Origin of the sequence: Streptomyces flavochromogenes, assembly GCF_000717595.1 — a bacterium.
GTDB lineage: Bacteria > Actinomycetota > Actinomycetes > Streptomycetales > Streptomycetaceae > Streptomyces > Streptomyces flavochromogenes.
In genome coordinates this window covers 89,070-101,708 of sequence record NZ_JNZO01000028.1, presented here as the reverse complement: position 1 = coordinate 101,708, position 12,639 = coordinate 89,070, and the positions used below count along the sequence as shown (strand labels likewise).

General features: G+C 72.4%; 6 protein-coding genes. 3 read left to right on the top strand and 3 right to left on the bottom strand.

The window, feature by feature from the left end:
* Positions 1 to 140 precede the first annotated feature (140 nt).
* From IF00_RS42895 to IF00_RS0131425, 3 genes are all read left to right on the top strand, one after another.
* Positions 141 to 5,432, top strand: a complete 5,292-nt coding sequence (locus IF00_RS42895; RefSeq protein WP_051820703.1) for a non-ribosomal peptide synthetase — start codon at positions 141 to 143, stop codon at positions 5,430 to 5,432.
* Positions 5,433 to 5,533: 101 nt separating this feature from the next.
* Positions 5,534 to 6,670 carry a flavin-containing monooxygenase gene (locus tag IF00_RS0131430; protein ID WP_051820702.1) on the top strand — a complete coding sequence of 379 codons (1,137 nt, stop codon included), beginning with the start codon at positions 5,534 to 5,536 and terminating at the stop codon, positions 6,668 to 6,670.
* Complete coding sequence (locus IF00_RS0131425) at positions 6,667 to 7,101, top strand: hypothetical protein (RefSeq protein WP_030323920.1); 435 nt, start codon at positions 6,667 to 6,669, stop codon at positions 7,099 to 7,101. Before IF00_RS0131430 ends, IF00_RS0131425 begins: the two co-directional genes overlap by 4 nt.
* 73 nt (positions 7,102 to 7,174) lie before the next feature.
* On the opposite strand, the gene IF00_RS0131420 is transcribed toward IF00_RS0131425, so the two are convergent.
* The 3 genes from IF00_RS0131420 to IF00_RS0131410 form a co-directional block, all read right to left on the bottom strand.
* A complete protein-coding gene (locus tag IF00_RS0131420) occupies positions 7,175 to 8,857 on the bottom strand; it encodes a long-chain fatty acid--CoA ligase (RefSeq protein ID WP_051820701.1) in 1,683 nt (560 codons plus the stop codon).
* Positions 8,858 to 8,975: 118 nt separating this feature from the next.
* Positions 8,976 to 9,530 (bottom strand): hypothetical protein, encoded by a 555-nt coding sequence (locus IF00_RS0131415; RefSeq protein ID WP_030323916.1) that lies wholly within the window; start codon positions 9,528 to 9,530, stop codon positions 8,976 to 8,978.
* Positions 9,531 to 9,698: 168 nt separating this feature from the next.
* On the bottom strand, positions 9,699 to 12,638 hold the full coding sequence (locus tag IF00_RS0131410) for an NHLP bacteriocin export ABC transporter permease/ATPase subunit (RefSeq protein WP_030323915.1): 2,940 nt from the start codon (positions 12,636 to 12,638) through the stop codon (positions 9,699 to 9,701).
* Position 12,639 lies beyond the last annotated feature (1 nt).

Sequence of the window (12,639 nt, the reverse complement as noted above, 5' to 3'; positions counted from 1 at the left end):
ACGGCGCCACCATCGACTGGCCCACACTCCTCCAGCCCTACCAACCCCACACCATCGAACTCCCCCCCTACCCCTTCCAACGCCAGCACTACTGGCTCGTACCGGAAGCCCCTTCGGCGGCGCCCGCTGCGCCTCTTCCGGTGGGGCCGGCCGCCGAGTCGGCAAGCCTGCTGGGTGCACGTCTGCCGTCGTCGCCGCTCGCGCGGGCGCAGTTCTCCCCGCCGCTCGACCCGTCGGCGCACCCCTGCCTCGGTGACTTCGTGGTCGGCGGGCGGCCGGTGGTCAGCGCCGGAGTGTTCGTGGAGTCGTTGATCGAGGCGGTCACCGAACTCGGCGGATCGGGGCCGGTGTCCTTGCAGGACCTGGAGCTGCCCGTCGATCTGGCGCTCGCACCGGCCGGTGCCGAGCGTGCGGCTCAACTCGTCGTGAACGGCGATCAGTTCGGCTACTACGCGCAGGACCCGGCCGGTGGCTGGCAGCTGCACGCCCAGGCCCTGGCCCGGTCGGGGGCGACGGCGGCGCCGACGGTGGCGCTCGCTGCGGGCGGGTCGGGCCGCGAGCTGACCGGTGACGAGCTGTACCGACTGCTGTGGCAGCGTGCCCTGTACCTGGGCTCCGCCGCCCGCTGGGTGGAGCGGATCAGGCTCGGCCGGAACGAGGCCACCGCCGAGATCCGGTCCGCCGTGCCCGGCGAGACCGAGGCGTACGTGATCCACCCCGGGCTCGTCGACGCGATGTTCCAGACCGCGCTGGCCTGCTTCCCGGCGGACGGCCCGGCTCTCGTGCCGGCCGGTCTCGAACGCTTCGTCCACTACGACCGCGGCGGCCCCCAGGACGGGCTCCGATGTCATGCCGAACTGTTCGAAGGCGGCACCCGGGCCCGTATCCGGCTCGTCTCGGCGAACGGCCGACTGGTGGCCGAGGCCGACGGCGTACGCTTCGTCCCCGCCCTGACCCGGTCTGCGGCCGAGGCCGAGACGGCGCAAGCCCCGGCGGCGCACCAGGGACCCGAGGCCGTGCGGGCCCCGGCTCCGGCGCTCGCGGCGCCCCCGCGCGTCGTGGCCCCGGCCGGCACCACCACGACGGCCCCGGCCGAAGCGGTCGAGGCGGCACCCGCCGTGGAGCCCGACGCGGCGCGGGCCTTCGTGACCCGGACCGTCGCCCGTGCCCTCGGGACCACGGCTGCCCGGCTGGACGCCAGGCAGTCACTGCAGGCGCTCGGTCTGGACTCGCTGATCGCGATGAAGATCCGGACGACGCTGAACAAGGAGTTCGACGTCCTGCTGCCGATGGCGGCGTTCCTCGAAGGCCGCAACACCGAGGACATCGCCGACGACATCCTGGCCGCCCTCGGCTCCGGCACGGGGAGCCACGAGGGCACGGAGACGGAAGCCCCACGGGCCGACGGCGAAGCCGTCGTCGTCGAGGACGACTCCGAGCGCTACGAGCCGTTCGGTCTGACCGACCTCCAGCAGGCCTATCTCGTGGGCCGCGGTGACGCCTTCGAACTCGGCAACACCTCCACGTACTTCCAGATCGAGATCGACCTGGAGAACGTGGACCTGGACCGGCTCGGCGCGTCCTTCCGGGCGATGATCGAGCGCCACGACATGCTGCGGGCGGTCTTCACCGCCGAGGGCGAGCAGCGCATCCAGCGCGACGTCCCGGCCTATGTGATCCGGGAGACCGACGCCTCCGCCCTGGAGCCGGCCGAGCGCGAGGCCGAACTGGTCGCCGTGCACGAGGAGATGCGGCACCAGGTCTTCGACACCGCGCGCTGGCCCCTGTTCGACGTACGGGTGACCCGTATCGACGAGCGGGTGATCCGGCTGCACGCGGGCTTCGACGCCCTGATCATCGACGGTTTCAGCACGTCGATCCTGTTCAAGGAGTGGGCGGCGCACTACCGCGGTGAGACGCTGCCCGAACTGCGGCTGCGCTACCGGGACTACGTCAGGGAGGCCCGCGCCCTGGAGGCGGGACCCGAGTACGACCGGGCCCTCGCCTACTGGCGTGACCGGCTCGACACCCTGCCGCCCGCGCCCCAGCTGCCGCTGGCCGTCAGCCCGTCGAGCCTGGAGCGGCCGGTGTTCAACCACCGTGGCGCGACCCTGGCCAGGGAGGACTGGGACCGGTTCAAGCAGCACGCGGCGGCGGCCGGGGTCAGCCCCTCGGCGGCGCTGTGCACCGCGTACGCGCAGGTCATCGCGGAGTGGAGTGCCACTCCCGACTTCTCCCTGAACCTGCTCTACTTCAACCGGCTGCCGCTGCACCCGCAGGTCGGCGACGTCATCGGTCAGTTCTCGACGACCCTGATGCTGGAGATCCGCGACTCGGCGACCGACTCGTTCGCCGCCCGCGCCTCCGATGTCCAGAGCCGGCTGTGGAGCGACATGGAGCACAGCCAGGTCAGCGGTGTGCAGGTGCTCCGGGAGCTGAACCGGGCGCGCGGCGCCTCGGTGCGGGCCGCCGCGCCGGTCGTCTTCACCAGCCTGGTGAACATGGCCGGTCAGCAGGACGGCGAGCGCGGTGGAGTCGTGCAGTATCTCGCCGGGATCGGTGAGAACGGCCGTCAGGTGAGCAGTTCGGTCCGCACCCCGCAAGTGTGGCTGGACCACCAGGCGGTCGAGGAGGCCGGTGAGCTCCTCCTGAACTGGGACGTGATCGAGGAGCTGTTCCCCGCGGGCTGCATCGACGCGATGTTCGCCGCCTACCAGCGGACGCTGCGTGATCTCTCCCGCGACGCGGCGGCCTGGCAGCGGCCCAGGCCCGCCCTCGCGCCCGTCGCCGACCTGGACGTACGGGCCGAGGCCAACGCCACCGACGGGCCGGTGCCCGACGGGCTGCTGCACGACGCCGTGCTCGCGCGGGCGGCGGAGACGCCCGACGCGCCCGCGGTCATCACGGGGTCGCTGACCCTGACGTACGCGGATATCGAGCGCAGGTCGCACCAGGTGGGTCACCGGCTGCGTGCGCTGGGGGCCGGTCCCGGTGACCTGGTCGGCATCGTCATGGACAAGGGCTGGGAGCAGGTCGTCGCGGCCCTCGGCATCCTGCGGGCGGGGGCGGCGTACGTGCCGATCGACGCCCGGGTGCCCGCCGAGCGGCTGCATGTGCTGCTCGACAGTGCCGGGATCAGCCGGGTGGTCACCCAGCCGTGGGTGGACGACATCGCCGACTGGCCGCAGGGCGTGGCGCGGACCGTGGTGCGGGCCGACGAAGAGGCCGGCGGGCAGGACGACGCCGCGAACGGGGAGCCGGGCGGTCGGCTCGAGCCGCTCGGGCCGTCGGGCGCCAAGCCCACCGACCTCGCCTATGTGATCTTCACGTCGGGTTCCACCGGGCTGCCCAAGGGCGTGATGATCGAGCACGGCGCGGCCCTGAACACGGTCGTCGACGTCAACGAGCGCTATCGCGTCACCGCGGCGGACCGGGCCCTCGGACTGTCCGCGATGCACTTCGACCTGTCGGTCTACGACGTCTTCGGACTGCTGTCGGCGGGCGGTGCCCTGGTGCTGCCCGAGCCGTCCGCGCACCGCGAGCCCGCCCGCTGGGCGGAGCTCGTCACCGAGCACGGGGTGACGATCTGGAACAGCGTGCCCGCGCTGATGGAGATGTTCACCGAGCACGCCCTCGCGAACCGGCTCACCGGGCTGCCGCTGCGACTGGTCATGATGAGCGGGGACTGGATCCCGGTGAACCTGCCGGGCCGGATCCGGCTGCTCATCGAGGACGCCGAGCTGTGGAGCCTCGGCGGCGCCACCGAGGCGTCGATCTGGTCGATCCTGCACCCCATCGGGGAGGTCAACGAGGACTGCGTCAGCATCCCCTACGGCAAGGCGATGCGTAACCAGCGCTTCCACGTGCTCGACGACGCGATGCGACCGTGCCCCGTGTGGGTGCCCGGCGACCTCTACATCGCCGGTGTCGGTCTGGCCCGCGGCTATCTGAACGACGAGGCCAAGACCAGCGCCGCCTTCCTGCACCACCCGGTCTCCGGTGAGCGGCTCTACCGCACCGGCGACCTGGGACGCTTCCTGCCGGACGGCACCATCGAGTTCCTCGGCCGCCAGGACTCGCAGGTCAAGATCCAGGGCTACCGCATCGAACTGGGCGAGGTGGAGGCCGCTCTCACCCAGTGCGAGGGCGTACGGGCCGCCGCGGTCGTCGCGGCGGGCGAGCAGCACGGGCCCAAGCGGCTGATCGCGTACGTCGTCCTGGACGACGGGCGCGACGACACCGAGCAGCGGATCACCGAGTCGCTGCGCAAGGTGGTCCCGCAGCACCTGGTGCCGCAGCGCATCCTCGTCCTGGACGAGCTTCCGCTCAGCGACAACGGCAAGGTCAACCGGGCGGCGCTGCCCGCACCCGACGAGGTCGCCGTCGAAGGCGCCGGCTTCGTCGCCCCTCGCGACGAGGTGGAACGCCGACTCGCCGAGATCTGGGCGGAGTTCTTCGGCGTCACGGAGATCGGGGTGACCGCGAGCTTCTTCGACCTCGGCGGGGACTCGCTGCTCGCTGTGCGTCTGATGGCCAGGATCGCCCGCGGTCTGGGCCGCAGCCTGCCGCTGTCCAGCCTCTTCGCCCGGCCGACCATCGAGCTGCTCGCCCAGGCGGTCCGGCAGGCCGGCAGCGTCGAGGACGGCCGCAGGGCGCTCGTGCCGGTGCGCACCACGGGATGCCGGACTCCGCTGGTGTTCGTCCACCCGGTCGGCGGTGACGTGCTCTGCTACGCGGAACTCGCCGAACTCCTGGGCCACGACCAGCCGTTCTACGCGCTGCAGCTCCCCGACACGGAGCTGCCGAGCGTCGAGGACATGGCCGCCCACTACGTCGCCGCGGTCCGTGAGGCGCTGCCGGACGGCCCGTACCGGGTCGGCGGCTGGTCGATGGGTGGCGTGATCGCCCTGGAGATGGCGACCCAGCTCACCGCGGCGGGGGCCGAGGTGGAACTGCTCGCCGTGGTCGACCTGATGGAGCGGCCCGGTCCTGCCGAGGGCGCGCCGGTCTCCGACGAAGTGCTGCTGTCCTGGTTCGCCCGGGACCTGGCGGGCCTCGCCGGGGTGCGGTGGGAGCTGCCGGCCGAGGCGTTCGACGGCCGTCCGCCGGTGGAGGTACTGCACGCCGAGGCGCGTGCGGCGGGGGCGCTGTCCGAGGACATCGACCTCGACACGCTGAGTTCGATCGTCGGCCGGTTCCAGAGCAACTACCGTGCCCTGCTGCGGTACGCGCCCAGCCCCTTCGCGGGCCGCGTGCTGTCGCTGCGGGCCGCGGACGGCGGTGCGTCCGTCGAGACCGCTTCCCGCTGGATGGAGTACTTCCCCGGCGACGCCGCCCTCGTCGACGTACCCGGCGACCACTACACGGTGATGCGCGGTGAGCGGCTGCGGGTCCTGGCGGACGAGCTGCGCCAGGCTCTCGACGCCCACTGAACCGACCCGGCCGGGCCGCCTCTCCGGCGGCCCGGCCGATCCACCCGGACCGGTCCTTCGGGTTCCACGGGGTCCAGGTCCAAGAAGTGAGGACAATCGGTATGGGAATTGATCAGGCCGACCCGGTACGGCGGCAGGCCGGTGAGCGGACGACCGCGCTGCCGGCCACCGTGCCGGTCGCCGTCGTCGGAGCGGGCCAGTCCGGGCTCGCCGTCGGGTACTACCTCCGGCAGGCCGGCGTGGAGTGCGTGCTGCTCGACGCGGGCAGCGAGGTCGGCGAGACGTGGGAGCGGCGCTGGGACTCGCTGACGCTGTTCACGTCCGCGCAGTTCTCCGGCCTGCCGGGCCTGCCCTTCCCCGGGGACGGCAGGCACTACCCCGGCAAGGACGAGGTGGTGGCGTATCTGCGGGACTACGCCGAGCGGTTCGACCTGCCGGTGCTGCCGGACCACCGGGTGCTGTCGGTACGCAGGGACGGTGACGGCTATCTGCTGAGCACGACGCACGGCGACTGCCGGGCCGGGCAGGTCGTGATCGCTTCCGGTGCCTTCGGCACACCCCGCCTTCCGGAGTTCGCCGCCGCGCTGAGCCCGGACGTGCCCACCCTGCACACCAGCGAGTACCGGAGCCCGGCGCAGGTGGCACCCGGGACCGTGGTGGTCGTCGGCGACGGCAACTCCGGCCGGCAGATCGCCGCCGAACTGTCCGCGACCCACGACGTGGTGCTCGGTTGCAGCGAGGCCGTCTCGCCGCCCCTGCCGCAGACGGTCGTCGGCCGGGACATGTTCTGGTGGATGAGCGTCCTCGGGGTGATGCGTCTGCCCGTGAGCATGCAGGCGCCCGACCCGGTCGTCGGCGACCGGGTGCCCGGGCTCGTGGCGGCGGGCGGGATCCGGACGGTGGGCCGGATCACCGCGGCCGACGGCGCCGAACTCCTGGTCGCGGGCGGTGAGCGCGTCAAGCCGTCCACGGTGATCTGGGCGACGGGCTTCCGCACCGACTGGAGCTGGCTCGACCCGGAGATGCTCGACGACGACGGGCAGCCGCGGCACACCGAGGGCACGGGAACCGTGCCCGGCAGCTACTACCTGGGGCTGTACCGGATGCGTACCCGGGGCTCGGCGCTGATCGGCTTCGTCGGACGCGACGCCGAGCACGTCGCGGAGGCGCTCGTCGCCGCCGCCCGGGAGAAGGACACCACCACCACTCCGCCCACGACAGAAGGCCGGCCGTCATGACCAGTGCCACCTCCACCGAACTCGACGTACTGGGGGCGCTGCTGGCGTTCGACTTCATCGGGTTCGCCCAGAAGTCGGCCGCTCTCGACCCCACCGAGCCGCGGTACGGGCAGGCTGTCGGTGTCGCCTTCGGCATCGCGGCCCGCCGGCGCTTCCCGCAGGGCGCGACGGCGGCGGAGATCGGCGACTACGTCGCGGAGGTCCTCGGGTCGCTGGACGCCGGCGCGGAGGACTTCGACCCGGCGTTCCTCGAAGGTCTGGTCGCCGCCGGACTCGACGAGGGCGCGGCGCCCGGCGGTGAGCACCCGGACCCCGAGACGACGATCCAGGCCCGGCTCGTGCTGACCCTCCGGCTGGTGCGGGAGCTGGGGCTCGACGCCGACGGGCAGCGGGAGCTGCTGGCCGAGACGGCGGATCGGCTGGCGGCCTGAGGCCACCCGGACCGGGAGCGGTGCCCCGGACGGTCCTGATGCTCAAGGACCGTCCGGGGCGCCGCTCCGTCGTTCACTCCCGGGGTGCCCCGGGCGCCGTGGGCGCCTGCGCGCCGGAGTCACCGGGGCCCGGGAGCCAGACGTCCAGCTCCCCTTCCGCGTACCGGGTCCGTACGGCTCGCTTGTCGTACTTGCCGACGCTGGTCTTGGGCACCGCCTCCACGAACGACCACCGCTCCGGCACCCACCAGCGGGCCACCCGCCCGGTCAGGAACTCCCGCAGCTCGTCCCCGCCCGCTTCGGCGCCCGGCACCAACGACACGCAGGCCAGAGGGCGTTCCTCCCAGCGCGGGTCGGGCACACCGACCACGATGGCTTCGAGGACCGCGGGGTGCTCGATGATCGCGTTCTCCAGCTCGATGGTGGAGATCCACTCGCCGCCGCTCTTGATGCCGTCCTTGAGGCGGTCGCTCACCACCACCCAGCCGCCCGGCTCGATCACGCCCAGGTCGCCGGTGCGCAGCCAGCCGTCGTGGAACTTCTCCGGGGAGTCCGGGGTGTTGTAGTACGAGCCGGTGACCCAGGGCCCGCGCAGTTCCAGTTCGCCCACCGAGGTTCCGTCCCAGGGCTGTTCGGTGCCGTCCTCGGCGATCAGCCGTACGTCGACGTAGGGCATCACCCGGCCGCTCTTGGCCAGCCAGCCGACCTCCTCCCCGTCGGGGGTGTCGTGCGGGGGGACGGCGAAGGTGGCGAGGGGGCTGGTCTCGGTGAGTCCCCAGCCCTGTGTGAGGCGGACCCCGTAGCGGTCCTTGAGCTGCTGCAGCAGGGCGCGCGGCGGGGTCGCGCCGCCGCAGCCCGCGAGCCGTACGCCGCTCAGGTCCAGCGGGTGCTGTTCGCCGTGGTGGACCAGGCTGTTCCAGATCGTGCAGATCGCGGCCACCGCCGTGGGCCGCTCCTCGTTGATGATGCGGGCCAGGTCCGGGGTGTGCAGCTGCCGGCCGTTCATGATCAGGTCGGACCCCGCGAGCCAGGCGGAGTACGGCCAGCCCCACGCGTTGGCGTGGAACATCGGCACGATCGGCAGGACGCGGTCGCCGTCGTGCATCGCGAAGCCGGAGCCGCCCGAGACGCCGAGGGTGTGCAGGGAGATCGAGCGGTGGCTGTAGGCCACGCCCTTGGGGTCCCCGGTGGTGCCGGTGGTGTAGCAGAGCGCGGCCGCCTCCCGCTCGTCCAGGTCGGGCCAGACGTAGCCGGGCCGCTCGGCCGCGAGGAGCTCGTCCCAGCGGTGCACGGCGATGTGCCCGGGCAGGTCGACCTCCGGCGCGCCGCCGATGACGACCACGTGGCGGACGCTGCCGAGCCGGTCCCGCAGGGGGGCGAGCATGTCCTGGAGGGTCGAGTCGACCAGGAGGACGGAGTCCTCGGCGTGCTCGACGATGTAGCCCAACTGGTCGGGGTGGAGGCGGAGGTTGAGCGTGTGCAGCACGGCGCCCATGCTCGGTACGGCGAGATAGGCCACCAGGTGTTCGGGGGTGTTCCAGGCGAGCGTGGCGACGCGCTCGCCGATCTGCACGCCCAGACCGGCGAGTGCGGAGGCGAGTCGCTCGGCCTGGCCGGCGATGTCGGCGAAGGTCTGCAGGGACCGTTCGTTCTGCGCGTCGGCGCATCGGATCACCCGGCTGTCCGCGTAGACGCGTTGCCCGTGCGCGAGGAGGTCGCGGACGAGTAACTCGCGGTCCTGCATCGTGCTCTTCATGGTGCGGCCCCTTGGAGGTTGCGCCGTCAGAAGGGCGGAGCCGGCCCCGCGGGACCGGCTCCGTCGGCGGCCGGCGGCGATCACGCCGTCGGCCGCCGCTGCTCGACCACGGTCCGGGTCAGCCCGTGAACAGGATGTCTCCCATGATCGTGGAGGTCACGTGGTCGTGGTCCAGCAGGTTGACCCGGGCGTTCATCTTGCCGCTGCCGGTCGCGAACGCGTAGTTGCCGGTCCCGCCGGTGATCTTGAACGTGCCGGTCGGGTAGACCAGGGTGTCCGAGGTCAGCGGCGCGGTGAGCGCGTAGCTGATGGTGAGCTTGTCGCCGTCGCTCTCCGTGATCGTCCCCGTCCCCTTGATGTCGTACTTGCCGGGGATGGTCGCGGTACACACCACCTCGTCCTGTGTCCAGGTCCCGCCGGTGGTGGGCTTGCCGCTGGCGGTTCCCGACCCGGTCACCTTGTAGCCGTTGCAGCCCACGGTGTCGGGATGCGTGGTCGCGACGACCGCGAAGTTCGCCGTGCTGTTGACGCTGGGGTCGTACGCCACGATGGACGCGGCCTCGCGGTCCGTCTCGGCCGCGTACGTGACGCCGGCCGTGCCCCCTGTTATCAGTACCGCGGTGGCCGCCGCGCCTGCCGCGCGTGCCAGCCAACGGTGAGCGGATCTCGTCATCTTTTCCCCCGGATTGATGCGGAAAGTGCTCAACTGCGCCTATATGAAGGCCTGTTGGAGACAGCTTCCCTGATCGAAAGCCCTTCCGTCGAGGCGTTCGGGCTTTTCCGTCCGGGAGGCTCGGATTCCGGCCTGTGCCCTCTCCACGTATCCCCGCCGGGGCTGCTGTCAGCCGAGCTGACGGCGTACGAGCGCGTGGAACGGGCCGCTCGTGTCGGCGAGAAGTTCGGCCGGCGGTCCCTGCTGCGCGACCCGGCCGTCCGCCATGACGATCACCCGGTCGGCGTCCATGATCGTGGACAGCCGGTGGGCGATCACGACGCGCGTGGCGCGCAGCGTGCGCGTGGACTCGATGACGACGCGCTGCGCCTCGTTGTCCAGGGCACTGGTGGCCTCGTCCAGGAAGAGGACGCGCGGTTTGCGGATGAGGGCCTGGGCGATCATCAGCCGCTGGCGCTGCCCGCCGGAGACCGTGCCCCCGCCGTCGGACAGCATGGTGTGCATGCCCATGGGCATGGCCTTGATGTCCTCGGCCAGACCGGCCATGGCGGCCGCCTCCCAGGCCTCCTCCGGCGGGTACGGCTCCGCCCCGCGGATGCAGTCGAGGATCGAGCCGGAGAACGGCTGCGCGTTCTGCAGGACGACGCCGCACTGCCGGCGTACGGCCGCCCGGTCGAGCGCCGCCAGATCCTGGCCGTCGTACAGCACACTGCCCGCGACCGGCCGGTCGAAGCCGATGAGCAGACGGAGCAGGGTCGACTTGCCGCAGCCGCTGGCCCCGACGATCGCGACGAACTCACCGGGCCGTACCTGGACCGACACGTCGTCCAGGACGAGCGGACCGTCCTCCGTGTACCGGTAGGACAGGTTCTTCGCCTCGACCGCCCCGCTCAGCACCCCCGGCCGTGTGCTGGAGCCGCGCACCTCGGGGGTCTCCCGGAAGACGGGGCCGATCTGTTCGAACATCGGCTGCACGGCGGCAGCCGAGATGAGCGCGCCGGTCAGCTGGGTGACCGAGGACAGCAGGATCGTCACGGCCGTGCTGAAGGTGAGGAACTCGGCGGCGGACATGCTGCCCCTCGCGGGTCCCGCGAGCAGCATGAACATCACCAGCATGCACAGCGGCGGGCAGACCGCGTTGAGGACGGTGATGACGTTCTTGATGCGGCCGATCCGCTGCTGGAGCTCCCGGGTGCGGGCGAACTCCCGGGCCCAGGCGGCGTAGGCGAAGCTCTCGGCGGCGGCCACGCGCAGCTTGGGCAGCCCGCGCAGGGTCTGGAACGCCTGGTTGTTGAGCTTGTTGCCGAGGGTGAGCAGCCGCCGCTGGTACCGCAGCTGCCACAGCCCGAGCCCCAGGAAGAGGACGGCGATGACGAGCAGCATGGCGAGCGCGGCCAGGGCCAGCGGCACGCTGTAGAAGAGCAGCAGGACGAGGTTCATCGTGCCGACGGTGCTCGCCTGCAGACAGACCGAACCGATGCCGGAGAGCACGCTGCGGATGGCGCTGACGCCCATGGCCGCGCTCGCCAGTTCTCCGGTCGAGCTGCCGGCGAAGAACGTCACCGGCAGCCTCAGCAGCCGGTCCCAGACGGCCGGCTGGAGGGTGGCCTCGATACGGCCCTCCACCCGCAGGATCGCGATGTTCTGCAGCAGCATGAAGGCGGCCGAGACGACACCGGCGGCGATGAGCGCGAGCGCCGTCTGCACGATGAGGCTGTCCTCGGCCCGCGGTACGTACTCGCCGAGGACCTTGCCGGTGGCGATGGGGACGAGCGCGCCGAGGCCGACCGCGACAAGACCGCCCACGAGGAGGCTGCGCAGGTCCCCGCCGGTCCCCCGCAGACTGAACCGGAGCAGCCGCAGCAGGCCCGGCCTGCCGTCGGGCAGTGGGCGGTAGAACATCACGGCGCCGGATCCGAAGGTGCCCTCGTCACCGGCGCCCACGCGCTCCCGGGCGCCGGTGACGGGGTCGACGGCCTCGTAACCGCCGCGCCGCCACAGCAGGGCGACCGGTGTGCCGTCCCGCTCCCGCCGTCCCACCAGGGGGCCGCTGTTCTCGCGCCACCAGCGGCCGTGGAGGCTGACGGCCCGGGTGCGGATCCGTGAGGCGAGCGCGATGCGTTCGACCGGGTCGAGCCGCCCGGCGTCGGCGCCGGACCCGACCGGCTCCGACAGGGTGATGCCCGCCTCGCGGGCGACCAGCCGGCACACGGCGAAGGCCGCGTCGTCGCTCCCGCCGCGGCCGGCCGCCCCGCGCGACCGGCCGCCGGAGCGGCCGATGGAGGCGAGCAGGGCCTGGTCCGCCTGGGTACGGGCGGCCTCGCCGGCCTGGATGCCGGCCGCCGTGCGGTCCTCGTGGGCGCGCTCGACCTGCTCGATCCAGTTGTCCAGGGCGTACAGCAGCCGGTACTGCTGGTCGACCATGCCCTGCCACATCGCCCCGTCGACGAGGAGCGCCGCCGCGGTGTCGTATCCGTCGTACCCCTCGTACACGGCGCCGTACCGCACGCTGCCCGGGGTGATCTGCATCCACAGGACGTCGTCGTCAGCGGCGCCCGGGCCTGCGGTGGCGCGGCTCTCAAGGGGCGCCTGGTAGAGGACGCGCAGGCCGCGCCCGATGCCGAGTGCGAAGGCGTTCTCCAAGGGGCTCAACGGCACCTCGGCGACGCCGTACTCCCCCGGCCCGTACGTCTCGGGCCCGAACCGGCCCTGTCCGTAACCGTCGTGGCCGTACGCTCCCTGCCCGTACGCCCCGTGCCCGTACTGCCCCTGTCCGTAGGCCTCGTGCCCGTAGGGCTGCAGCTCGCGCAGTTCGATGCGGCGCAGCAGGCAGCCCTGCAGGGGGCGGCCGATCAGGGTGTGGCCGGGGCCCTCGGCGGGGCCCAGCAGCAGTGTGCCCGGTGACAGGCGGCCCAGGAAGTGCCAGTGGCCCTCCTGCGCCGCGTCGATCGCGAACAGGTCGAGCTCGCCCTCGACGACGAGCCACAGCACGAGCGGCCCCTCCAGGGACAGGCTGCGCAGGCCCGTGCAGTCGAGGGGCGTGCCGAGCCCGCCCAGGGCGGCCACCACCGGGTCCACGGCTGCGGGGGCGGGATGGGGGGACGTCACC

Excerpts from the sequence above, each read along its gene's own strand:
- IF00_RS0131430 (WP_051820702.1), top strand. The coding sequence starts at position 5,534 with ATGGGAATTGATCAGGCCGACCCGGTACGGCGGCAGGCCGGTGAGCGG.
- IF00_RS0131425 (WP_030323920.1), top strand. The coding sequence starts at position 6,667 with ATGACCAGTGCCACCTCCACCGAACTCGACGTACTGGGGGCGCTGCTG.
- IF00_RS0131420 (WP_051820701.1), bottom strand. The coding sequence starts at position 8,857 with ATGAAGAGCACGATGCAGGACCGCGAGTTACTCGTCCGCGACCTCCTC.
- IF00_RS0131415 (WP_030323916.1), bottom strand. The coding sequence starts at position 9,530 with ATGACGAGATCCGCTCACCGTTGGCTGGCACGCGCGGCAGGCGCGGCG.